At 70.2% G+C, this 23816-nt stretch carries 19 protein-coding genes; 11 read left to right on the top strand and 8 right to left on the bottom strand.

The features are described from left to right. Positions 1-68: 68 nt before the first annotated feature. The 4 genes from FSW04_RS01495 to FSW04_RS01480 all read left to right on the top strand — a co-directional run bounded on the left by FSW04_RS01495 (position 69) and on the right by FSW04_RS01480 (position 5407). The gene (locus FSW04_RS01495; RefSeq protein WP_146915524.1) at positions 69-734 is read left to right on the top strand and encodes a response regulator transcription factor; all 666 of its coding nucleotides are present in this window, start codon (positions 69-71) and stop codon (positions 732-734) included. Then, on the top strand, positions 731-2083 hold the full coding sequence (locus FSW04_RS01490; RefSeq protein ID WP_146915521.1) for a HAMP domain-containing sensor histidine kinase: 1353 nt from the start codon (positions 731-733) through the stop codon (positions 2081-2083). Before FSW04_RS01495 ends, FSW04_RS01490 begins: the two co-directional genes overlap by 4 nt. Positions 2084-2441: 358 nt before the next feature. Beyond that, on the top strand, positions 2442-4031 hold the full coding sequence (locus FSW04_RS01485; protein ID WP_146915519.1) for a glycosyltransferase family 39 protein: 1590 nt from the start codon (positions 2442-2444) through the stop codon (positions 4029-4031). A 23-nt stretch (positions 4032-4054) separates the two neighbouring features. After that, positions 4055-5407 carry a hypothetical protein gene (locus FSW04_RS01480; protein WP_146915517.1) on the top strand — a complete coding sequence of 451 codons (1353 nt, stop codon included), beginning with the start codon at positions 4055-4057 and terminating at the stop codon, positions 5405-5407. Here FSW04_RS01480 and FSW04_RS01475 read toward each other — a convergent pair. Together FSW04_RS01475 and FSW04_RS01470 are read right to left on the bottom strand one after the other, a co-directional pair. After that, on the bottom strand, positions 5349-6857 hold the full coding sequence (locus tag FSW04_RS01475; RefSeq protein ID WP_146915514.1) for a glycoside hydrolase family 43 protein: 1509 nt from the start codon (positions 6855-6857) through the stop codon (positions 5349-5351). The two genes, FSW04_RS01480 and FSW04_RS01475, sit on opposite strands and share 59 nt — an antisense overlap. Positions 6858-7320: 463 nt before the next feature. Next, a complete protein-coding gene (locus FSW04_RS01470; RefSeq protein ID WP_146915512.1) occupies positions 7321-7545 on the bottom strand; it encodes a hypothetical protein in 225 nt (74 codons plus the stop codon). A gap of 621 nt (positions 7546-8166) precedes the next feature. Here FSW04_RS01470 and FSW04_RS01465 point away from each other — a divergent pair. After that, the gene (locus FSW04_RS01465) at positions 8167-9195 is read left to right on the top strand and encodes a cupredoxin domain-containing protein (RefSeq protein ID WP_146915510.1); all 1029 of its coding nucleotides are present in this window, start codon (positions 8167-8169) and stop codon (positions 9193-9195) included. A gap of 418 nt (positions 9196-9613) precedes the next feature. Here the strand turns inward: FSW04_RS01465 and FSW04_RS01460 are convergent, their stop codons facing one another. The 3 genes from FSW04_RS01460 to FSW04_RS25505 all read right to left on the bottom strand — a co-directional run bounded on the left by FSW04_RS01460 (position 9614) and on the right by FSW04_RS25505 (position 13234). Further along, entirely contained in the window at positions 9614-10396 is a 783-nt protein-coding gene (locus tag FSW04_RS01460) for an SDR family oxidoreductase (RefSeq protein ID WP_146915508.1), read from the bottom strand. A 437-nt stretch (positions 10397-10833) separates the two neighbouring features. Beyond that, positions 10834-11595: a GNAT family N-acetyltransferase gene (locus FSW04_RS25510; RefSeq protein ID WP_187369148.1), complete on the bottom strand. Its 762-nt coding sequence runs from the start codon at positions 11593-11595 to the stop codon at positions 10834-10836. Positions 11596-11599: 4 nt separating this feature from the next. Continuing rightward, positions 11600-13234: an alpha/beta hydrolase family protein gene (locus FSW04_RS25505; RefSeq protein WP_187369147.1), complete on the bottom strand. Its 1635-nt coding sequence runs from the start codon at positions 13232-13234 to the stop codon at positions 11600-11602. Between the two features lie 217 nt (positions 13235-13451). On the opposite strand from FSW04_RS25505, the gene FSW04_RS01450 reads away from it, so the two are divergent. Next, positions 13452-14687, top strand: coding sequence for a hypothetical protein (locus FSW04_RS01450; RefSeq protein ID WP_146915506.1), 1236 nt, complete (start codon positions 13452-13454; stop codon positions 14685-14687). Between the two features lie 386 nt (positions 14688-15073). Here FSW04_RS01450 and FSW04_RS01445 read toward each other — a convergent pair whose 3' ends face one another. Continuing rightward, positions 15074-15634, bottom strand: a complete 561-nt coding sequence (locus tag FSW04_RS01445) for a plastocyanin/azurin family copper-binding protein (RefSeq protein ID WP_146915504.1) — start codon at positions 15632-15634, stop codon at positions 15074-15076. A 72-nt stretch (positions 15635-15706) separates the two neighbouring features. Continuing rightward, entirely contained in the window at positions 15707-16129 is a 423-nt protein-coding gene (locus FSW04_RS01440) for a hypothetical protein (protein WP_146915502.1), read from the bottom strand. Between the two features lie 369 nt (positions 16130-16498). Here FSW04_RS01440 and FSW04_RS01435 point away from each other — a divergent pair, with 369 nt between their 5' ends. From FSW04_RS01435 to FSW04_RS01425, 3 genes are read left to right on the top strand one after another with little or no spacing between them, the layout of a single operon-like run. Continuing rightward, the gene (locus FSW04_RS01435) at positions 16499-18583 is read left to right on the top strand and encodes a hydantoinase/oxoprolinase family protein (RefSeq protein ID WP_187369146.1); all 2085 of its coding nucleotides are present in this window, start codon (positions 16499-16501) and stop codon (positions 18581-18583) included. Further along, entirely contained in the window at positions 18580-20340 is a 1761-nt protein-coding gene (locus tag FSW04_RS01430) for a hydantoinase B/oxoprolinase family protein (RefSeq protein WP_146915497.1), read from the top strand. The genes FSW04_RS01435 and FSW04_RS01430 overlap by 4 nt, the downstream gene beginning before the upstream one ends. Further along, positions 20337-21215 carry a carbon-nitrogen hydrolase family protein gene (locus FSW04_RS01425; protein WP_146915495.1) on the top strand — a complete coding sequence of 293 codons (879 nt, stop codon included), beginning with the start codon at positions 20337-20339 and terminating at the stop codon, positions 21213-21215. Before FSW04_RS01430 ends, FSW04_RS01425 begins: the two co-directional genes overlap by 4 nt. Before the next feature lie 265 nt (positions 21216-21480). Here FSW04_RS01425 and FSW04_RS25500 read toward each other — a convergent pair whose 3' ends face one another. Next, positions 21481-21648 (bottom strand): hypothetical protein, encoded by a 168-nt coding sequence (locus FSW04_RS25500; protein WP_187369145.1) that lies wholly within the window; start codon positions 21646-21648, stop codon positions 21481-21483. A gap of 164 nt (positions 21649-21812) precedes the next feature. Between FSW04_RS25500 and FSW04_RS01420 the strand changes: the two genes are divergently transcribed. Together FSW04_RS01420 and FSW04_RS01415 are read left to right on the top strand one after the other, a co-directional pair. Then, positions 21813-22538, top strand: coding sequence for a gamma-glutamyl-gamma-aminobutyrate hydrolase family protein (locus FSW04_RS01420; protein WP_187369144.1), 726 nt, complete (start codon positions 21813-21815; stop codon positions 22536-22538). Continuing rightward, on the top strand, positions 22535-23803 hold the full coding sequence (locus FSW04_RS01415) for an NAD(P)/FAD-dependent oxidoreductase (protein ID WP_146915491.1): 1269 nt from the start codon (positions 22535-22537) through the stop codon (positions 23801-23803). The genes FSW04_RS01420 and FSW04_RS01415 overlap by 4 nt, the downstream gene beginning before the upstream one ends. Positions 23804-23816 lie beyond the last annotated feature (13 nt).

Here is a 23816-nt window from a genome sequence, read left to right as displayed (position 1 = left end):
CACGGCGTACATGACGGCTTCCTGAAGGCCGCTCTCGTGTTTGTCTGGAGGGGGCGATACTGGAGGCGATGAGCCGGCGCATCCTGATCGTCGAAGATGACACAGAGCTGCGAGCGTTGATCGTGCGCGCGCTGCGGGGTGCCGAGCTGGCCATCGACGAGGCCTCGACGGGGGCGCAGGCGCTCAGGCGGGTTGACGAGCATCGCTACGACGCGCTGGTCCTGGACATCGGCTTGCCGGATACCGACGGCCGCGACCTCTGCCAGGCCCTCCGCGCCGGAGGAGTCGAGGCGCCGGTGCTGTTCCTCACCGCTCGTGGCGCGGTCGTTGACCGGATTGCCGGCTTCAGTGCGGGCGGAGACGACTATCTCGTCAAGCCCTTTGACATCGCCGAGCTCGCCGCGCGTGTCGCGGCGCTGTTGCGCCGGGGGTCGTACCCACGCGATGTCGGGGTCGGACGGCTCGTGCTCGATCCGTTGACGTTCGCGATGAACACCGGGAAGGAGGCCGTCACGCTCACGCCGACCGAGTTCCGTCTGCTGGCCTTCTTGGCTTCGCACGTAGGCGTGGCCGTTCGGCGGCACGAGCTGGCCCGGGCGGCTTGGCCCTATGGGGGAATCATCCACGACAACACCTTGGACGTCCACGTCAGTCGCATTCGGCGAAAGCTCGCTCCGTTGCCCGGCGCACCTGTGGTCGACACGGTTCGCGGCGTCGGCTACATCCTGCGATGAACCCGCTGGCTCACTTCCGTGGCCTGCGAGCGCGACTGCTGGCCGTGGTCATCGCGGCGGTCGCGGGCACCGTCGTCGTCTTGACTGTCGGGTTCAACGTTGTCATCGCCCATCGGCTGCACCACGAGATCGCGGCGGTACTCGATGCCCGTGCGGCGGCAGCCCAGGACACCGTGAGATTGGTCAACCGGCGCGTCGTCCTGACCAGCCAGTCCCAGCCCGACTCATTGGACAGCAAGCTCTGGGTGTTCGGGCCACACGCCGTGTCCGAGACGCGAGGCGATCCACGGCTGGGGCGTGCGGCGGCGGAGATGGCGGCCTCCGGGACCCGCAGGCGAAATCTCGCGCAGCCTCCGACGGCACTGCTGGCGGTACCCGTTGTGTCCCATGGGCAGCGTCTGGGGACGTTGGTGGTCGCCGCCTCCTTGGCGCCGTACCAGCACACGCGGCGCATCGCGTTGGCGGTGTCACTGGCTCTGGCGCTCTTCGTGCTGGGTGCAGTGGCGGCGCTCAGTCGCTGGATGCTCAACGCTGCCTTGCGGCCCGTGGCGCAGATGACGCGTTCGGCCGCCGAATGGAGCGCCTGGGACCTCGATCGGCGGTTCGATCTCGGGCCTCCGACCGATGAGCTCAGCCAGCTGGCGGCGACGCTGGACAGCTTGCTGGGCCGGCTTGCAGCCGCCATGCGTCATGAGCAGCGACTCTCGGCTGAGCTATCTCATGAGCTACGCACACCGCTTGCCAAGATTGCGGCCCGCGCCCAGTTGGCGGCGCACGAGCCGGAGACGCCTGAAGCCGTCCGCGCCGACCTCGAGGCCATCACGCATACCGCGGGTCAGATGGGCGTCCTGCTCGAGACCCTGATGGCAGCCGCGCGAGCGGATCCCGGGCCAGATAGCGGCCGGTCAGAACTCGACGAACCCATCGGCCGAGCTGTCGAGAGCTGTAGCGTTGTCGCTGCGCATCGCAAGGTCACCGTTGGTGTTCATCTCGCGTCGCCGTGCCTGCAGGCGCGTGTTGAGTCGGCGCTGGTGGAACGCATGCTCTCGCCGCTTGTCGAGAACGCCGTGCTGTTCGCCCGTAGCTCGGTTGACGTCCGGGCCGCAAGGAATGGCCCATACGCCGAGGTACGAGTCGTCGACGACGGTCCCGGCATCGACGCCGCGGAGCTGCAGGACATCTTCAAACCAGCCCATCGCGGAACCGCAGCCCGGATGCCCGGCGCTCACAGCGGTGCCGGTCTCGGCCTCGCGCTGGCTCGACGACTGGCGCGTTCGGCCGGCGGAGACATCAGCGCCCAGGCGACGGGGGCAGGAGGTTGCTTCACCTTGAGCCTTCCATGTCCCTGACCTGACCCCACCTCTCCGGCCATGCGTGGTGCATGCGGTGGGACCGGCGTCGATGCACGCTTCTCGGCCGCAGGCCGGGCGCCGGGATCAATTCGCGGTTGGAGGGCGTGCGAATCGCGGTCATGGGATCGGGGGCCTGGGTGGGTACTTCGATATCTCCCTCTGAGGGTCGGTGTAGGGCACACTCTGCCCTGGCACCGACGCCTGCGTCATCAATTCATCCACCCTGCTGAACGGGAATGAGCGGGCACTCTTCTACACGAGTGTGTTTGAAGCCTGCACCGAGTCGTCTGCCGAGGGAAGCACCGTGACCACCTCGTGTCAGAAGTTCTGGGCCTGCTGGCGTCAGCATGCGCCCGTGACGACCACGCTGCGGCTCGGCCACCGGCGGTCACGCCCCCGGGTCGATCGCCTGATCGCTGGTCGGCTGCCGGTATTCGTCGCGCTTGTCGGGTTGATGGCCTGGGCCGTTCATGCCCGCACGCGTGATCTCGGTGCGCCGTTGTGGATCGATGAGGGGATCTCGTTCGGTGTGGCTCATCATCCGTTGTGGGCGATTCCGGGCGTGCTGCGCCAGGACGGCGCGCCACCGTTGTTCTACATGCTCCTTCATGTCTGGACCGCGGTGCTGGGCTCGACGGTCAGGTCAGGACATGTGCTGTCACTGCTGTTCGCGGTGCTGGCGATCCCAGCGGCGTTCTGGGCGACGGGCGGCGTATTCGGACGGCGGGCGGGAGTGTTTGCTGCGGTGTTGGTGGCGCTCGATCCGTTTGCCGCGACGTACGCGATTGAAGTTCGCATGTACTCCATGTTGTTGTTGATGGGGCTGCTCGCGACCGGCGCCTTCCTGCGCGCCTTCGTGGTCGCGCCCGGCCATCGGGGCTGGGCGCTGGGTGTCGCCGGGGCGTTGGCTGCGGTCATGTACACCCACAACTGGGGATTGTTCTATGTCGCGGCGGCTGGTCTGGTCTGGCTCTGTTTGGTGGCGGCGAGCGGCCGCCCGTTGCGCCGGCAGCTGATGATCTCGGGCGCGATCGGGTTCGGTGGCGCGCTCGTGCTGTTCCTGCCCTGGCTTCCCATTGTCGTCGTCCAGGCTCAGCACACCGGCGCGCCGTGGTCTCACGCGCCCCATTGGAAGTCGATCAGCACCGCCTTTGAGCGGCTGCTGGGTGGCCGCGTGCCGGAGACCGTGTTGCTGCTGTTTGCGTTGGCGGGCTGTGGCCAGCTGCTGCGTGCAGATCGGTACCCGGCGGTCCGGCGTGCGGCGCTGGCCACCGCGGGCGTGGCCCTGCTGACGTTCGCGGTCGCCTATGCCTGGTCGAACCTCTCCTCCCCGGCGTGGGCGTTGCGCTACCTCGTGATCGTCCTCGCGCCCGTGGCGATCGTGATCGCCGCGGCCCTGTCGCGCGCCGGACCGGTCGCCGTAGCGGTACTCGCCGTCATCTTCGTGGGCTCCTGGTATGGCAAGCCCACCCACGCTGCGATGGCGCACAAGAGCAATGTCGCCGAGGTCGCCCAGCGCCTGGGCCCGGTCTTGCCGGCCGGCGTCCAGGTGTTCTCCACGCAGCCCGAAGAGGTCCCTGTACTGCACTACTACCTGCCGCCAAGCACGCGCTTCGCGACTCCGCTGGGGCGCGTGGCCGATGCCGGGGTCATGGACTGGCGCGACGCGATGGCCAGGCTGGACCGGCCCGAGGCGGCTACGACGTTCGCGCAGGTGCTGCGACGTCTGCGGTCCGGCCAGCAGCTCCTGCTCGTGCAGCCGCGCTTCTCGGCCCCCAGCGCACCGTGGACGCGGCGCATCCGCCAGCTGGCCCGGCGGGTGCAGCACGACCGGCTCGCCGACCCGACCGTGCGGGTCATCGACTCGGTGCTCCCCCAGCATGGCTTTGGACGCGCGACGGTGTCGGCGTTGTTACTCGAGCGGCAGCCTGCGAGCGGCCAATGAATCCTCCAGGCGATGGCCTCGCGATGGGACGTCTCGCACGCCGGGTATCGCGTCGCCCGGCGCTGACGATCGCCCTGGCCATCGCCGTCCTCATGAGCGCCTCCGCCGCGTTGGAGCTGCGATGGGCGCCTCCTGCTCATGGACGTCTGTCGGCCGATGAGCGTGCGTACCTGCGGCTCGCGCGCGATGTCGTAGAGCGCGGGCACTGGGGAGACCTCGGCCTCAAGCAGCCGTTTCGCTGGGCGCCGGGCACCCCACTGCTGTTTGCGGCCGCCGCCGAGCTCACCGGTCAGCCTGTGGATCGGCAGACCGCCGTCGGCGCTCAGGTCGCTGTGGGCACCTTGCTGATCCCGGCCACCTTCCTGCTTGCTGCGGCCCTTGCCGGGCCGCTGGCCGGCCTGGGTGCGAGTGTCGTGGTGACCGTCTACCAGCCGCTTTCGCGAGCCAGCGGGACGACCGGCACCGAAACGCTCGGCGCGCTGATGATCGTGCTGGCCCTGCTCATGCTGGCGTGGTCGATGAGAGACCAAGGTCGCCGGCCGACCCGCTTCCTGGCGGCCGGGGGCACGCTCGGACTGGCGGCGCTGGTCCGTGGCGACCTGGTGCCCGTCGCGGTACTCCTCCCGTTCGTCGTGACGATGGCAGCGAGCCGCATCAGCGGCATGCGCCGTGGCCTCATGTCCGGGGCGGTGATGCTCTCGGGCGCCGTGGCCGTCATGGCGCCGTGGTCGGTCTTTGCCAGCAGCCACGCTCACCATGTCGTCCCGGTGACCGACGGGGGGGCCGCCAACCTGTTCGTCGGCACCGATCTGCCAGCCAACGGCACGATCTTCGGCGTCAAGCGACAGTTCGCCGCTCAGACGCGGCGCGTTCATCCCGCCACACGGCATGTCAGGACCTTTGCGCTGCCCGAGGAGCTGGTCCTGGACGCCGTGGCCGCCCAGTACCCGGGTCGGACGCGCGATGCGGCGCTGCGCGCGGCCGCCCGGGAGAACCTGCGTCGCTACGCGCTCGGGCGCCCGGTGGCGTTCGCCGGCATGGAGGTGCGCAAGCTCTGGCGGATGTGGGGCGGGGCCTACGCCGGGACCCGTCACCGTGCGGGTCCCGGGGCCACCTGGGAACACCGGCTTCTGGCGGGGGTGGCGTTGCTCGGTCTGCTCGGCGCGATAGGCGTCGTCCGCGACATGCGTCTCGTCGTCCTGCTGGCGTTCATCGTGCTGACGACCGTCGTCGACGTGGTGTTCGTCTCCGAGGCGCGACACAACGTCCGCCTGATGCCCGCGCTGCTGGCGGGTGGCAGCGCCGGCTGGTCGATGATCATCCGACGTGTGCACGGGCGAAGAGGAACCTGGCCGTGCCTCGTCCGCGGCAGGTGAGGGCCACCCGCGTGGGCACCGCCCCGCTGGCGGCTGGACCCGCATCGACGCGCCGCTGGCCACCGACGCCGTCACCGACGTAGGTGGCCAGGTGGCCGCCAGGAGCGAGCGTCACCGTCAACTGCACGCGCCGACGGGCGGGCACCGCCACCGATCGGCCCGTCCTTGCGCCGGACGGCGACGCCACGAACGACCGCACACGCCCGTGGCGCAGCTCGACGCCGCGCACCCCGCGGCCGAGATTGACCGCAAGCCCGACGGCCGCATCGCCCATCGGCGGCTCGACGGTGGTCGTTGCGGCGACACGGTCGCCCGCCACCTGCCGAGCGACGAAGCTCAGGGCCCCGGTGCAGCGCTCATCAAGTCCCCCACCGACGACCGACAGATCGGGCCGAGCGTCAAAGAGCCACTCCCACCCAGGCTCCAGGCCGGAGTCGAATCCGTCGGAGAAGCCGCCGGCCGCCGGCTGCTGTGGCTGCCCCAGCGGGCTGTCTGCAGTCGAGACCGAGATGCCGCCGGCGCCGATGACCGGCCATCCGTCGGGTCCGAAGCCCACGGGATCCAGCAGCACGCGGCGTCTGAGGTCCTGGGCATCGGTGGCCCTATAGGCGTGGTGCAGCAAGAACAGCCCCCCGGCCCCGCTGCCCACCACGGTTCCGTGCCCGGGACACGCCCAATCCTCGCCGCTGGCAAGAATCGGATTGGCCGGATCCTTGACATAGGGACCGAGCAGCGACACGGCCTGCGCCACACCCTCCCCGTAGGAGCACGGGACCCGGCAGCAATGCCCGCCGGCGTAGAACAGCAGATAGCGTCCACCGATCCACACCAGCGACGGCGCCTCAGTCACGCCCTGCTCCCACGGGGTGTCGGGCCTGACCAGCGCAACCGACGGCCCGCGAACACGCAGGCCGCCACGACCCAGCCGCTGGATCCGAATGCCGTTGCCCGGCCCCATCTGCTTCCACAGCAACCACCGCCCGCCGTCCACGTCGCGAAACGGAGCAGCGTCAATCGCCCCCGAGGGCGGACAGGTCACCCGGCCGCGATACCGCCACGGCCCTTGCGGACGGGCTGCCGTGCTGAGCGCGATGCACGGCGGCCCATCGCGCCGCGCGGCACCCCAATACGCCAGATACCGACCCGGCTCGTGCGCCAACTCCGGCGCCCAGAACTTCCCATTGGTCCAGGCCGGCGGCACCGGCAGCACCGAACCGATCGGGCGCCAGTTGACGAGATCACGCGACCGATACAGCGGAAACACCGGCGCCCAAGCGCTGGTCGTCACGCTCGCCAGAAACACAGCCCCGACGCGCACGACGCTGGGATCCGGATGATCACCGTCAATCACCGGGTTCGAGTACGTCGGCGCGGAGAGCAGCAGCGCGGCGAGCAGCAGACCCAAGCGTCGCATCGAGGCAGTCTGGCGTCTCAACACGCCGAGCAGCACCAGGGCACACGAGCGACTCGAGCCGTCACGGCGGCTGGGCCCAGGGACCGCCAGGCTCGCCTCTGGCCGCTCGTCGAGGCCTTCCACCGCCGTTGACTCACGGCTGAGGCGCGAGGGGACCGTGGGGCTATCGCCGTGCTTTGCGTCGTAGCCGATCCACGACCGACCGTCGGCTCCTGACCGGGGTCCCTTGCAGGCCGCGGTGAGGTTTGAGTAGGTTTGGCGTGCCGCCCGCAACGCACCCCCTGCATTCGAACGGCCGTCTTGGTCCAGAACGCCCGGCTACCTGCAAGGCCGGGCGTTCGACGTTCGACCAAGGTTCCTCCAGCTTCCGGCGCAGGTCGCCCGTTTGCGGGCGGCAGGGTCCGTACAACGAGCGTCGCACAAAGCGAATGCGGTTGGCGGCGTGGGTCCCGTGATTGGCCGTCCTCGCCAACGCGTCGCGGTCGCGACGGCGAGGAGGTCAGTCGTGGCTGTAGCTCAGCCGCCGATACAGTGCGGCGTTCTGGTGGGGCAGCCTCCACGGATCATCGTCGTGCGGGTCGTTGGAGCGTCTGAGTGTCTCGTCCTGCAGGAGGGCGATAGCCGCGGCTCGCAGATCCACCAGCGACGCCGCCGTCAACGAGGCCACCTGGTACGCCGCGGCTCCCAAGGGGAAGGCCAGAGTGAGTTTGGTCTTCGTGTTCATGGTGATGTTCTCCTAGCGGGCAGCGGCGACCCAGCCCCGGGGCCGGCAAGCCGTGGCACCCATGGTGTTGCGACGACATGGGTGCCTGCCGGGCAGCAAGTGAGCGCCGGTTACCAGGACCCGAGCGACGTCTGGCGGTCGTCTCCGCGACTCTTGCGCAGTGGCGCCAGAAGTCAAGCGTCAGCGTATGGATGATCACACCGACACAACAAAGCATCCGCTCGATGGCGCGATAGCTCGTGTCATCCAGGTGTTGTTCCGCCGCAGCCCTGCACCGTCGCGACGCTCACGCGCCGCCGGGCGGCTGCCTGCGCGTTGCAGCGGCCAACTCGTGCCCTTCGTGGGCCCTGCGCCCGGCCCAGGGTGGGCAGCCCCGCAGCAGTGACGCTGCAGCCAAGACGTGACGCTGCTACGTAGCCCGGCCCGGACGGGACGTCGGGGCCGGGCTGACGGGCCGTCGGCTGGGGCGGCAGCCGGGCTGGAACGCGTGTGCGGACAGCCTTCTTGCCCGCTCTCATCGGGCAGACTTAGGATCGGGCTCCCGCGTCAGCCCGACCTCAGGAGGCCCAGTTGTCTCTGCGCTCTCGTAGCTCTATCGCCGCCGCGGCGGCAGCATTGCTGATGATCCCGACGGCCGCCCAAGCGAAGGTCAAGACGGTGTATATGGGCGTGCCGCCGTCGGCTCAGAAGACGTTGAACGACAAGCTGAACTCGGACGTCAACGACTTCTTTCCCCATAGCATCTCGGTGCGCGTCGGACAGAACGTCCGGTTCGATCCGAGTGGGTTTCATACGGTTGACTTCCCCACCCGCGGCGCCCGTCAGCTGCCGTTGATCAGCGCGACGGGCACCAAGCTGTCGGGGGTTATGGACGCCGCCGGCAACCCGTTCTGGTTCAACGGCCAAGATCAGCTGGGATTCACACCCGCGCTGGGCAAGATGCTCTACGGCAAGAGTGTCGTCTACGACGGCACCAAGCGGGTTGAGAGCGGGCTGCCGTTCGCCAACCACCCGAAGCCCTTCACGGTCCGGTTCACCAAGACCGGCGACTACACCTACTACTGCGACGTCCACCCCGGGATGAAGGGCGTCGTTCACGTGAAATCGGCCAGGGCGAGGGTCGCGTCGGTCGCCGCGGATACGAAGGCGATCGAGCGTCAGGTCAGCGCCGCCGAAAAGCAGGCCAAGCGCAACGCCCACACGATCCCGCCCACTGGGGTCGTGTACGTCGGCAGCTCTGGCCCGCATGGCGTCGAGACATACTCGTTCTTCCCGAGCGCCGTCACGGTGCCGATCGGCACGACGCTGCAGTTCAAGATGAGCCCCAACTCCTACGACGTCCACACCGCGACGACCGGCCCTGGGGACCCCATGAGGGACAGCAACAGCTACCTGGGCAAGCTGGCCGCCTCGATCAACTCGCCGGTGTTCGATCCGGCCGCCGTGTACCCGAGCGACCCGCCGCCGAACTTGCCATCGCTGACGCCGGCAGCGCACGGCAACGGGTTCTGGAACACCGGCGTCATGGACACCAGCCCGCAGACGTCGCGCCTCAACAGCTCGGGCTCCGTGCGCTTTGACGCGCCCGGCACGTACGAGTTCTACTGCCTGATCCATCCCTTCATGCATGCGACGGTGACCGTGCAGTAGACAGCGACTCCTCGACCCGGATTGCCGGGCCAGGAGCTGGGGTCCGGGTGTTGAGCCGGCGGCCGGCCAAGAAGGCCGGCCGCCGTGATCGTCGACCTGGCTTTCGACGCCACGTCGGCGCGCAGGGCAATACATCCCCGATTCAGAGAAGCAGCCTGTTCTTGAAGGTCGCGCGGCGGCCGAGCAGCCCCGCTGCGGTCGCGAAAGTGGCGGCGCAGCCCACCCGACATCGTCGGCAACGCGTAGCTGGTATCGACAGTCGCGCCGCATTGGCGTCGACGGTCATACCCGTCAGCGTTGCCCAAACCGGCCTGTCGCGCTCTCGTTGCGACGCACGACAGCTCCCCAACCTGCAGTGACGGGCAGGTTGCGCTCAGCGCTGCCGCCCAGGACCCGCGGACGTGGGGAGAGAGGGCGGCTACGTGCCGACCATGAGGCCGCCCACGAAGGGCAGGAACGAGCCTGTGAGCGGCGCCGCGCGGCCGGAGGCAAGGAAGGACACCAGGGCGCCCATCTCCTCTTGGGTTCCGAGCCGGCGCAAGGGCACGTCGCGTTCGACGATCGGCATGAACTGCTCCCGATGGACGTCGGGAAAGTACGTGGGGTTCTGAAACCACGCCGGGCCGATCGCGAACACCTGCACGCCGCGGGGCCCGGCGTCGACCGCCAGAGACTGGGCGAGGTTGGTCGCTGCGGTGCGCGCTGCGCTTCCCATCTGCAGCTGGGGGTTGGCGCGGTTGTGCATGCCCGCCGTGATGAAGATGATGATGCCGCCGCCCTGTGCCTTCAACGTCGGCAGTGCCGCGCGGCAGACCGCGAAAGGCCGGACGGTCAGCGCCTCCAGCGTCGCCCGGAACTCCTCGACGCTCGCGTCCTCAAGTGCGGTGGGCCGGAACACCGCCTCACCGGGCTCCGCCGGTTCGGGCGGCTCCCCGTACATGCTGCTGAAGATGAGGTCGTTGGTGACGACGACGTCCAGTCGGCCGTGCTTGGCGATCGCCGACGCGACAGCCGCGTCTGGCTCCTGGTCGGCCAAGACGTCGAGGTCGGGGTGCTGGGCGGCGAAGTGGGCGCGCCGCTCAGGGTCGGCGAACGCCCGATCATGGCAAACGACGAGAAACCCGTCTGCGAGGAGTGCCGCCGACGTCCCCGGCCCGGCGAACTGACGCACGTTGGAGACGAACGCGACGCGGTCGGGCATCGGGTGAACCTACCAGCGGCAGACGCACTGAGGGGCCCGCGCGAGGCGGATGCCTGGGTCGGCGGCCGTCGTCGGATTCATCGGGGTCTGCGACGGCCGGGATGGCGCACGGCAGCAGCAGCTGAGCGCGATGACGCCCGAGCTCGACCTCGCGGCGATGACCTCGTCGACGTCGCGCGATCTGCCCGGCGGCTGAGACGCCACAGAACCGGCGCGTTCGTCGGGTTGGTCCAGCGGAGGCCGACTCGCAGGGTCGCTGACTGCCTGGGCTGATCGATGCTGGCACCCTGGATCTCGGCGCGCTCGACGGGCTGCGGCGCCCTGACGCCGTCGTGCCGGAGCGAACGCTCGACGATGGGCCGCCTCCATTGCGGCGAGGGAGTGCGGGGCGCACGTCTTGGTGACGCTGCCGGCGGCCCGGTCCTGGTCGCGGTGCGTCATACACGTCCGAGGACCCACCGCGGCCGCGACCACTGCTGCCAGCTCTCGAGCTCGGTGAAACCGAGCGCGCGGTAGAACGGCACCCCGACGGCCGACGCGGTCAGCAGGCAGGACCGGGCGCCTTCGTCGCGGGCCCCCGCCAGCGCGCCGCGCAGCAGCCGGGCCGCGTGGCCCCTGCGCCGGTGCGCCTTTGCGGTGGCCATCGACCAGACCGCCACGACGTCCTCGACGACCATCGTCCCCGCGCTGCTCAGCAGCGTCCCGTCGTCGTCGAACACCCCCCACACCGCGCGTCCTGGGGCGTCGGCGGCCGTCTCGGGCAGGGCTGTCCGCGCCGCCTCACGGTCATAGCCGAAGGCCTCCTGCACGAGGCCCTGTGCCGCGGCGACCTCGTCGGGTGCCAGCCGCCGGACGGGCAGGCCGGCCTCGTCTGGCGCGGGCAGTCTGTGGAGGTCGAGGGCCATGAGCGGCATGGCGCCGATGCAGACCCACGATGCCTCGACGAGCTGCTGAACGTCGGCCAGCACGGCAGCGGTGACCATGACGATCGCCGGCACGCCCGCGGCGGCGACATCGGCCAGCGCCTGTGGAATCGCCTGCCCGCCCGCGCGGCCGTGGAGCAGGACGATGTTGAAGTCGATGTGTCGCCCGATGCCCAGCGCGACCCAGCGCTCCTCCTCGACGCGTGCGCTGTCGCCGCCCCACAGGACAGCCGTGGCGCCGTGCAGCGAGCGCAGCCGCGAAAGGTCCTCGAGCACCGGCTCAGCCGATCCGATCCAGGTGGGTGAGCATCGCGCGCGCCATCTGCGGCCGTAGCCACGCACGGTGCATGCCGTGGTCGATCCCGGCGATCTCCTCGACATGCACGAACCCTGTGCGGCGCAGCGTGGCGACTCGGCGGGCCAGGCGGTTGCGCAGGAAGCCCAAGCCGTCGTCGCCTTCGGCGAACAGCAACAGGATCGGCACGTGTGCCTGTGCCAGCTCGTCGAGCAAGCGCCCCGCGGGCGGTCGATGCCCGACGAGGTCCAGCGCCGTCCACAATCGCAGCCGGCGGCCGCGCTCCTCGCGCAGGCGTTGGTCGGTGCGCTCGATCCCCGTGTCCGTCTGCGAGAGCACCGGGTCACCCCAGCGCCAGTACAGCTGCGGGTTGATGGCCAGCACCCCCGCGACCTGCGCCTCGCGCGCGACGCGCAGCGCCATCCACGCCGACCCGCACAGCCCGCAGAGCACGACGCGCTCGTGGCCGAGGGCCTGCAGCGCACCGACGAGCGCGATCGTCTCGGTGTGCGTGTGTGGATCGTAGGGCCGGCCAGGCGCATAACCCTCGTCAGGGCTCTCGCCCCAGCCGCGCCAGTCGACGCGCAGCGCTCGGTGCCCGGCCGCCGCCAGCGACCGCGCATACTCGACCCACGCGCGCGCCGGCCCCACATGCGAGGAGGACCCGGCGTTCAGGAACACGACCGTGCATGCGTCGGCGCGCGGGTTCACGGGCTCGGTGAGCACGCCGGCGAGGCCGTGCACCGACACAATCTCCTCCGACACACGGCGCCCCTGCCACGTCAAGCGCGCGATCGGGCGCGCCGGCGGTTCCGGCAGCGGCGCGGCCGGCTCCGGCGGCGCGACCCAGCCGGCGATCGCCTCGACGACTGACACGGCGACCTGCGCATCCTCGGGCGAGCGGTCCAATGCGACCTGCGAGTCGTCGGCTCCTACGACGTCAAGCTCAACGCCCAGGTCAGACAGGCGTGCGACAGCTCGACGCCCGACGTCGCCGATGACCAGCGCTCGGAGCGCCGGCGCCCGAGCGATCCGGGCGAGGTCGAGCGTCCCGAGCGCCTCGAGCGTCTCAGCGGAGAACAGGACGCCGCCGCTGGTCAGCGACTCCTCGCCGGGCACGGGCTCGCCGAGCAGGCGCAGGGCGCGTACATAACGCCGCCCGGAGGGCTCCGGCGCCCAGGCCACGACCTCGTCCGCGCGAAGGTCGGCGCCATCGAGCAGCGCCAGCATCGCGCCCAAGCGGACGCCGACGACCGTCAGCCGCGTGCAACCGAGCGCACGTAGCTCGCAGGCGCCGGCGGCAGCGCTCGCCCGCCACGCGTTCAGCCGTCCCTGGTCGCGCTGATCGCCCGCGGCATCACCGGTGCCGTCATAGTCCAGGCGCAAGACGGTGCGGCCCTCGCCGGCAAGACGCTCGGCCAGCGCACGCAACGTCCAGTGCGCACTCCAGTACTGCGCGCCGACATCGGGCACGACCAACACACCTGCGGTGGCAAGCCCATCGACCGGGGTGGTCAGCCAGCCGAGCACAGGCCGGTCGGCATCACCGATCCACCGGCCGGTTGTCTTGACCCCGGTCAGCTTACCGGCGGCGGCGATCTCAACGATGGCGGACGACACGACTCACTCGTACCCCGGGACAGCGGCCCCGACGCGACCCGCGACCGTGGCAGGACCTCGTCCCACGGTCGGCGTTCACGGCTGCGAATGGCAGGCGCCGTCGAGGCCGAACTGCGTGGGGCCGGGGCTGAGGCGGTCGGGGACGGGGCCCCGGGCCGGGACGGATTACGGGCCCAGGCGGCCGTCGACCCGGCCCCCGATGACACCATGCACGTCGATGCTCGGCCGGCTTCTGAGTCAGTGGTCCAACTTGCGGCTAGCTGTCCTGCTTGCGGCCCTTGCTGCACTGATGGTCGCCGGCTGTGGCGCCGGCGACCAGGCTCGGCGAGCCACCACCCCGGCGCCGCCTGCGATCAGCGCAGCGCCACCCGAAACCACAACGTCGCCGACGCCTGTGCTCGCCGTCGGCATCACCGAGTCCAACCCCCATCTCCTGGCCCCCGGCCCGCAGCCGACCGGGTTCGGGCCGTGGCGCGACCGGCTCGTCGCGCTGAAGCCCGCGTATGTTCGTGTGCTGGTCGACTGGGCGCGCCTTCAGCCGACCCAGGGCCTGGCGCCCAACGCCGAGATTCCGAGCGACGGGTGCATGCGAGGACAGGCCCCGTGTGCCCCGTACGCTGGTTTGCGCGACACGCTGCGCGCGGTCGCGGCGCTGGGGGCAGAGCCCGTGCTGGTTCTCTTCGGCACGCCGCGATGGGCCGCGCGCCGCGTCGCGGGCTGCGAGCGACCGGGCACCACGTCGTACCAGCGGATGCCCGACCTCGACGCCTACCGGGCCTTCGTGCGCTGGCTCCTGGCCCTCGGTCGTTCGCTGAAGGTCGACCTGCCGTGGTGGAGCGCCTGGAACGAGCCGAACGCTCCGGGCTTCCTGAACCCCCAGCGGACCGGATGCGGCGACGACCGCGCGCCGCCCCGGTCCCCCGGCCTATACGCGCAGATCGTGCAGGCCCTGGCCGACGAACTCGATGAAGCGCCGGGAGCGCAGCGTCTCGTTCTCGGCGATACAGCCGGCGTTCCCGAAGGCCGACCCAAGGCAGTCGGCTCGGCCGAATTCGTGCGCCACATGCCCGACAAGCTTGTCTGTGGCGCTGGCGCCTGGGCTCAGCACCTGCACCTCGTGCGGCCGCGCGGTGGCGGCGTGCGCATCGAGCCGGTGCCCGCGTCCCGGACCGAGGCGCTGCTGGCCGCCGTCGAGCACGCGCTTGATGGCCACGGCTGCCCGAATCCCGTGCCGGTATGGATCACCGAGACCGGCATCGGCGACGCGCCCGGAGGATGCCAAAAGATGGGCTCCCAGCTGGAGCGGTGGGCCGTCGACGGCCGCGTGCGCGCCGCCTTCCAATACACGCTGCGCGAGGATCCGGTCTTCCCTGTCGGACTCGCCGACCCGCATCTCACCAAGCTGTACCCGGCCTATCGCGCCTGGCGCGCGCGGGGAACCACAGGCTGCTGACCGGCGGGGGCTCGTCGCCCGCACCGGGAACCGGTGGCTCGACCGCCTCCAGCAGCGACGTCGGGCGGCTCTATGGGAGCAGGATGGGTGTGTCGGCGAACGACATCCCAGCCGACACGCTGGTCAGGGGTGCTGCGTGCGCGTTGTGGGCGTCCGTTCCGCCGACGATGGCCCGCGAACGCTGGGTACGGCGAAGGAAACACCCCGAGCGCGGAGATCTCGTCTCCGTTGTTCAGCATGTAGACGGCGCGAGGGAGAAGGGTGATGTTGTTGAACGTCCTGGCCGCGGTAGCCGACGCCGCCAGACCGGGTATCGCCTACAAGTAGCCACACCCCGCGCTCGCGCTTCCACCGGGGCGACGTCCTCACCGCGCCGTGGCCGTCAGCTACCTCACGGTGAGCGTGCCCTGCATGCCGCCCTGACGGTGGCCGTCGACCGAGCAGTAGAAGACATACCGGCCGGGCGACAGGGTGACGGTCGCCGTGGCGGTGGCGTCCTGGATCGTCTTGGTCGCCCCCACGACCTTCGCGCCCCGCGCGATCGTCACGTTGTGGGGCAGCGGCGAGCGGTTGACGAACCGCACCGTGTCGGCACCCGCGCTGATGGTGGCCTGGCGCGTGTCGTAGGCGAGCGCGCCGCTGGGATCGGCGCTCAGCGTCAGCGTCGCCGACGCCGTCGGAGCCCCGGCGGGCGCCGCCGCGGCGTGCTGCCCCTCACCGCCCGCGGTGAGCACCGCGGCGGCCATCGTGCCCACCACGACGAGCCCGGTGATCAGCATGACGACCAGGCTGGGGCGTCGCATGCGCGGGAACTCCGGTCGGATCATGCCGAAGGCGGCCAAGGCGACGGCCCAGGCCACCAGCGCGCCGCCCACCGCGTAGAACGGCGTCTTGCTGGTGGCGGCCGCCACCCTCCAGGTCGCGCTCACCGCGTCCACCGGGAGCATGTCGACGAGGCTACTCTCACCGCCGCCCGGTCGCGAGTCGCGTCGATGATCCGGCCGCCGCGCGACAGCGTCTCAGCGCGCGGTGTCCAGCCGCTGGGAGGACTGCGCGGCGGTGATGACCGTGATCGGGATCCCCAGGCGCTGCAGACGGGCGGGGACGTCGCGATGCAACCAGTGCGAGACCCGTCGGGGCAGCGTGGAGAGGATGATCTCGTCGACCGGCGTCGTCGTCATCACCGTCCGCACCGCCTCGACCGGGTCGGCACCTCCGGTGACCGCGTCGACGCGGCGGCCCGCCGCCTGCTCGAGCAGCGGGATGGCGAGCTCGACGACCGCCTCCGCCTCCTCGGTGTCGGGGTCCCAGTAGGGGCGTGGGACGAGCAGCGTGATCCGGCACGGGCCGGTCTGCGCCCGCCGGCGGACCGCCTCCAACAGTCGCGGAGTCGCGGCGGTGCGGTGCGCCACGACGAGGATGTGTGCCGATGGCCCGGTCACGGTTCGATGGTACGCCCGCTGAGGGCAGCGGACTCGAACCGGGGACACCACGATATTTTCAGGTGCATCGAGGTGGTTCGGGCCGTTTCGCTTCCGTAGGCAACCACCTTGGTTGACGGGCGATCCGGCCTCTCGACGAGAGCTCCGCTTCGGCTCTCTCGGGCGTGGCGTGTTTGCCAGTGCGTTCACCGCTCGTGCGGCTTGGGGGCGGCACCGACTCCATGCGCTCCAGCCGGGACAGGACGCATGGTGGACGGCGCAGCACGGGGGGTGGTGCGCCGGTCAGACCAGACACGGGTATCGGTGCGATCCCCGTCGACGAGACATCTGTCGCTTTTCTGTCCTCCGCGGGGCACCTATGGTGCCCTGATGCGGAGACTCGGCGTGGACGTCGGCGGCACCTTCACGGACCTGATCCTGTACGACGAGGCAGGTGAGCGCATCACCGTACACAAGCTCGCGTCGACGCCGGCCGATCCGTCCGTGGCGATCCTTCAGGGCGTACAGGAGGTTTGCGCACTCGCGGGCACCGAGCCGTCGGAGCTGTCGGCGCTGCTGCATGGCACCACGGTCGGTACCAACACGATCCTGGAACGCCGCGGGGCCAAGGTGGGGATGATCACCACCGAGGGCTTCCGCGACATCCTGCATATCGCGCGCCACCGTAAGCCGTACACGTTCAGCCTCATGCAGGACATCCCGCAGCAGGTGCGACCGCTGATCCTGCGCCAGTACCGCCGCTGCGTGCCCGAGCGAATGTTGGTGGATGGGACCGTGCACATGCCGCTGGACGAAGACGCCGTGACCACTCAGCTCCGCTACCTCGCGGACGAGGGCATCGAGTCGGTCGCGATCTGCTTCCTGGGGTCATTCGCCAACGCTGAACATGAAGAGCGCGTCCGGTCGCTTGCCGCCCAGGTGCTGCCCGACGCCTTCGTCTCGGTCTCGAGCGACGTCAGCCCCCAGCACCGCGAGTACGAGCGGTTCTCCACGGCAGCGATCAACGCGTACATCGGACCGCGGGTTGGTCACTACCTGGATCGCCTGCTCGAGCAACTCCGCGATGCGGGGTTGCGCCGTGACCCGCACCTGATGCAGTCCTCGGGTGGGATCACGACGTTCGAGAACGGGCGCAGATATCCGGTCAATCTGGTGCTCTCGGGTCCGGCAGCAGGGCTGCTGGGCGGGATCGACGCCGCGCGGCGCAGCGGGTTCGCCAACACGATCACGCTGGATGTCGGCGGCACCTCGGCCGACATCTGCGTGGCTCCCGCCGGCCAGGCCCGCATGAAGCACCTGCTCGACTCGTCGATCGACCACTACCCGGTCATGGTCCCCATGATCGACATCGAGACCATCGGCGCCGGCGGTGGCTCGATCGCCACGGTCGAGGAGGGACAGATCATCAAGGTGGGCCCCGAGAGCGCGGGCGCCGACCCCGGCCCGGCGGCCTACGGACGCGGTGGGACCGCCGCGACGGTGACCGACGCCAACGTCGTGCTGGGCCGCCTGCGCCCGGGAGCCTTCCTGGGCGGGCGCATGCCCCTTGACGCAGACTGCGCGCGCCGCGTCATGACCGATCACGTCGCCGATCCCTTGGGCCTGTCGGTGGAGGATGCGGCGCTGGGCGTCATCGCGGTCACGGTGCACAACATGGTCAACGCAATCGAGACCAACTCGGTGCGCAAGGGGTATGACCCGCGCGAGTTCGTCCTCGTCGCCGCTGGCGGCGCAGGCCCACTGCACGCTGCGCAAATCGCCCGCACGATCGGGATCCCGCACGTGGTGGTTCCACCTCACCCTGGGGTCACCGCGGCAGCGGGCCTCCTCGCGTCCGACGTTCGCTACGAGGTGGCCGCCAGTGCGTGGCAGGATCTCAGCCGGCTCGAGGAGGCGGACCTCGAGGCGGTGTACCGCGACCTGGAGGTACGCGTCGCCGAGCACATGGAGGATGCCGGGTTCGCCGGCGGCGACGTCCTGCTCGAGCGCGCCGCGGATTGTCGTTACGAGGGCCAGGGCTACGAGTTGCGCGTTCCCGTGCCGTCGACGGCCGTCGACGTCGGCTGGGCGACGGCTGCCCGCCAGGCGTTCGAGGAGCGCCACGAGCGGGAGTATTTCGGCAGGTTCGCCGAGCTCGCGGTGCACGTCATCACCGTGCGAGTCACCGGGACCGGGGGCATGCCGGAGCTGCACTGGCCGGTCCTTGGCGGAGCCACCAGCAACGATGGACCCGCCCCGATCGCCGAGGTGCCAGTCGTGTTCGCCACCGACGACGGGAGCCAGCGGGTCCAGACGCGGATCTACGCCCGCGAGCGCCTGTTCGCCGGGGACGAGCTGTCGGGCCCGGCGATCGTCGAACAACCCGATTCGACGACCGTGATCCCGCCAGGTGCCAGCGCGCGCATCGACGAGATCGGAAACATCGTCCTCACGATCCAGGAGCCCGCGCGATGAGCACGACACCTCAGACCAAGCTTGATCCGATCACGCTGAGCGTCCTGGGCGGAGCCTTCAAGGCGATCGCCAAGCAGATGGCCCAGGTGCTCTACCGGATGTCGTACTCGAGCATCATTCGCGAGTCAGAGGATCTCGGCTGCGGCATCTTCTTCGCCGACGGGTCCGAGCTCTGCGAGAGCGACACGACGCCCATGCACGTCGGCTCGATCCCGGGCTATCTCGAGGGCATCATGTCGGTCGTAGGAGACGACATCCACGATGGCGACGTGTTCCTGCACAACGATCCGTACCTGGGGGCCTCTCACACACCGGACCTGTGCATCGCGATCCCGATCTTCTACGAAGGACGGCATTGCGCATGGGCCTGCGCCAACGGGCATGTGGCCGATCTCGGTGGCATGTCGCCCGGCCTGATGGTTCACACCATCGACGTGTGGGCCGAGGGCGATCACTACACGGCGCTGCGCGTGGAGAGCCGGGGCGTCCGCAATGACGAGCTGTGGAAGCACATCTGGCGCAACACGCGGACAGCCACATGGAATCGTGGCGACACCGAGGCGATGATCGCGGCCAGCCGGCTGGGTCGCGCCCGCTTCCTCGAGCTGATCGACAAGTACGGCTACGAGGCGGTGTTCGGCGCGGGCGACTACTGGCTGGACTACTCGGAGCGCACCATCCGTCGGGAGATCGCGCGGGCGCCGGACGGCGTTCACCGAGCGCCCACCCAATGGCTCGACGACGATGGCGAGCATCTTGGCGAGCCGCTCCGCGTCGAGCTGGCGATCCGCGTCGACGGGGACCAGATCGCGGTTGACCTGACCGGGTCCAACGACCAGGTCTCGACTGGCTTCAACTGCCCCTTCTCGGGCTCGACGCAGGTGATCGCCTACTCGATCATCCGCTCGATTATGCTCGACGAGGTCACGCACCCGACCGTGGCGCCCCAGAACAGCGGCATCTTCCGCGCAATCGATGTGGTCGCACCGGAGGGCTCCATCTTCAACCCGCGCTTCCCTGCGTCGTGCACCGCCCGCATCAATCAGGTCGCCAAGATGGCCGATTCGATGAACCTGGCGATGGCCGACGTCTATCCGGAGCGCATCTGCGCCGGAAGCGCGGGCCACACGTTCTTCGTGTCCTACTCAGGGGTCGTCGAGGGTGGTGACGAGTACTGGGTGTACATCGAGGTCAACGAGACCAGCTACGGAGGTCGCTCAGGCAAGGACGGCATGGACGCCGTGGACTGCATGATGGGCAACACCCGCAACAACCCGATCGAGGAGCTCGAGCTGCGGAATCCCATGCGCTGCCTGCAGTATGAGTTGCGGCCCGGCCCGGGCGCGGGCCAGTGGCGCGGCGGCATGGGCGTCATTCGCACCTGGGAATGCCTGACCGACACGCTGTTCAGCGGGGAAGGCGACGGCGCAACGGGGGTCAGTCCGCCGCGCGGGCTGTTCGGCGGACACGACGGCGTGCCCGGCGAGATCGTCGTCAACCCGGGCCGCGAGGACGAGCTGCGTGTTCCGGCCAAGTCCACCAACTATCGTCTCGCGCAGGGCGACGTCATCTCGTTGCGAACGGCGAACTCGGCAGGCTACGGCGATCCGCGCGAGCGCGATCCCCAGCGTGTGTTGCGAGACGTACTCGACGAGGTGGTGACCATCGCCGAGGCGGAGGCCCACTACGGTGTGGCGCTCGACCTGGATGGCGCGGTGGTCGACGACAGCCGCACCCGCGAGTTGCGCGGGCGATGAAGGGCACGGTCACCGCCGCGGCCGTTCAGATCGAGCCCTTTCCCCCCGCGGACAAGGAGCGCAACGTCGCCGATGTGTGCGCCCGTGTCGCCGACCTCGCCGCCGAGGGCGTGGAGCTGGCAGCGTTTCCGGAATTGGGGCTGACCAACTTCTTCTGCGAGCCCGGCGACCTCTCGGCTGGACGCCGTGACGCATGGCAGGTAGCCGAGTCCCTCGACGGCCCGGCGGTGACCGCCGTCGCCGCGGCCACGCGGAAGCACGGCATCCACGCGGTCATCGGGCTCGCCGAGCGGGGCGACGTGCCGGGCGCGATCTTCAACACGGCGGTGCTGGTCGGTCCCGGTGGGATCGTCGGCGCCACCCGCAAGGTGCACGCCGCGGGCTTCGAGAAGCTCTACTACAGCGGCGGAACGCAGCCCCAGGTGTTCGACACGTCGCTGGGTCGGATCGGGATGGTCATCTGCTACGACCTCTGGCACCCGGAGTCCGTGCGCTGTCTCGGCCGCCTCGGCGCGGAGATCGTCGTCTGCATCAACTCGGCATGGAAGGGCGGTGCGAAGGGTGGGATCGGTGCGCCCAACAAGCAGCGCATGTTCGAGTTGGTGCCGGTGATGCGGGCCTTCGAGAACGGACTCTTCGTGGTGATGTGCAACGGGGCCGGCTCGCACACGCTCGGTGACCGCTACGGCACGTGGGAGCGCATGGGGCTCTCGCGCATCGTCGATCCCCACGGGACCGTGCTCGCCGAATCCTTCACGGACGCCGAGGACGTCGTCACGGCACGGCTCCAAGCCGCAGCGTTGGAAGACAGCCGCGCGGCCTGGCCGCTGTGGGCCGACCGGCGCCCCGAGTTCTTTCAGGCGCTGTTGCTCTGAAGGGCGAGGCGCCTCGCCACCAGGACCCCTTGCGCATCTGGGCGGCACCGGCTCAGTGAGAGGACACGCCTCTCGGACTGGACGGCGCTGCGGGACATGAACTCGCGCGCCGTGACACAGCGCAGGTGCGAAGCGGCGCGCCCTGGACGAGTGCCGCGATGAAATCACCTCAAGCGCAGGCAGTACCGCCGCTTGCGTAACAATCTCCCATCGGCCGGCCGCTACGAACTGTCGACCGCCGACCCTTCGCGCGATAGCACTGCTGCTAGCTGCCAAGGCCGTGCTGTTGAACATCCTCAGCGTCGGCGCCGGGCCGGCGCTTATGGCGGTCGATCCGGGTACCGGCAGCCGAGCTAAAGACGAGCGTGCCGTCGGCGTCGCCGTCGGCGGGTTGGGCGGCGGCGAGCTTGGCGGCCAGGCCGGGCGAACTCACGGGCGACATCCCCGGACAAGCCCTTGTCAGCCGGGGTCGAACGGGGCGGCGTAGATCGTGCGCAGCAGCCGCAGATCCAGACATCGGGCAGCCGCAGATCTGGTATGCTTTTCAGACCCATGAACCAATCGAACGCTGATCCGCCAGTCAGGTGCGGCGCGCCGATGGTCGGTGTCACCGGCCGCCGCTGGCCAGCCGAGACGCTCCACAATGGCGACGTCCCCGCCCTTCGCGGCCTGTGCGTCGATGCGTTCTTCACTGCGTACGCCCGTGCTATCGCGGAGGCCGGTGGACTGGCCGTGTTCGTGCCGCGCGAGTCCGATCCCGAAGTGCTGGCTGGGCGGCTGGATGGAGTCGTGCTGGCGGGTGGGCTTGACGTCGACCCGGCGTTCTACGGCGGGGAGGTGGGGGCCGAGACCACTCTGCTGGATCCGGAGCAGGATGCCTTCGACATCGCGCTCGCCCGCGCGGCCATCGTCCGGGGCATTCCCGTGCTCGGCACCTGTCGCGGCCACGAGGTCCTGAACGTCGCCTTGGGCGGCACGCTGCAGGACCACCGCCGCGACGGCCACAATGAGCGCGGGTGTGCGGCGGCGCAGCGGGTCCACGACGTGTCGATCGCCGACGGCAGCGTGCTGCACGCGCTCTACGGTCCGCGGGTGTCGGTGAATAGCCTCCACCACCAGGCCATCGCGACGGCCGCAGCCGGCGTCCGCGTGGCCGCGCGGTCCGACGACGGGCTGATCGAGGCGATCGAGCTGCTCGACCACGACGCGGTCGGCGTGCAATGGCACCCGGAGTTCCATGATGGGCTCGACCCCATCCTGCTGTGGCTCGTCGTCCAGGCGCGCGAACGTTCCGGCCGACGTGACCGTGGGGCGGCGGGATGAGCGCGGCGAGGCCCGACGTGTTGGTCATCGGCGCAGGAGCCGTCGGCGTCTGCGCCGCATGGTCACTGGCCGAGCGCGGCGTGCAGGTGACCGTGATCGAGCGCTCGCAGCGGCTCGGCGAAGACACCGCTGCCGGATCGGGCGGGCTGATCACGCCGAGCCACTGCATCCCGCTCGCCGGGACACGCGTCCTGCGTGAGCTGCCGCGCCAGCTGCTGGGCCGGGACGGCATGGTCTCGGTTCGGCTGCGGCTCGACCCGCAGCTCGTCCGGTTTGCCGTCCACGCCGTCCGTCACGGCGGCGAGCAGCATCTGCTGTCCGGATTGCGGGCGCTGCGCGACCAGTCCCGCGCCAGCCGGATGCGCTTCGCTGCGCTCGCGGCCGCCGGCATCGACATCGGTCTGCGTCACAGCGGCGTGATGAACGTCTGCAACACCGAGGCGGGCTTCGCGCGACTGCGTCACGAGGCCGAGGTCCTGGCCGCCCAGGGCTTCGAGCCTCGCGTCCTGGAGGGTGCGGCGGCGGCCGCGGTCGAGCCGGAGCTGCGCGAGGACCTCGCGGGCGCGGTGCTCTGGGCCGAGGACGACCAGTGCATTCCCGCGCGCCTCACCCCAGCACTTGCCGACGCCTGTCGCGACCGGGGTGTCCACTTCAAGCTCGGCACGACCGTCACCGGGTTGGGGGTCGGCGCTGCCACCCGCGTCGCCACCACCTCCGGCACGTTCGTCGCCGATCACGTCGTGCTCGCCGCCGGCGCCGAGACGCCGGCCCTTGGGCGTCTGCTCGGGGTCCGCGTTCCCATCGAGGCAGGCAAGGGCCACCACGTGCACCTCCATGACTGGCCGGCGCCCGTGCAGGTGCCGATGATCCTCCACGAGGACGTGCTCGGCGTGACGTCGATGGGGCCGGATCTCCGCGTCGTGGGTGGCGTCGACTTCGCTGGCGTCGGCCGCTCCGTCGATCCGCGCCGCATCGCCGGGATCTACACCCGGGTCGGGCGCTACCTGCGGCGGCCCCCAACCCCGGGCGCCCACCACGCCCCGACCTGGAGCGGGCTCAGGCCCTGCACGCCCGACGGCCTGCCGATCATCGGCCGCCTCAGGCGCACGCCGGGCATCGTCGTCGCAGCCGGCCACGGGATGCTGGGCCTGACGCTCGCGCCGGCGACCGGCGACGATGTGGCACGCCTCGTGCTGTGCGACCCGGACGCGCACGCCGCGGCCCCCTGGCTCTCGACCTTCACACCGGCACGTTTCGGGCTCTGACAAGGAGATGGAG

It is taken from the genome of Baekduia soli, assembly GCF_007970665.1.
In the GTDB taxonomy this organism is placed as follows: domain Bacteria; phylum Actinomycetota; class Thermoleophilia; order Solirubrobacterales; family Solirubrobacteraceae; genus Baekduia; species Baekduia soli.
The sequence above is the reverse complement of the archived record's forward strand: the minus strand, read 5'-3'. Positions and strand labels throughout refer to the sequence as shown.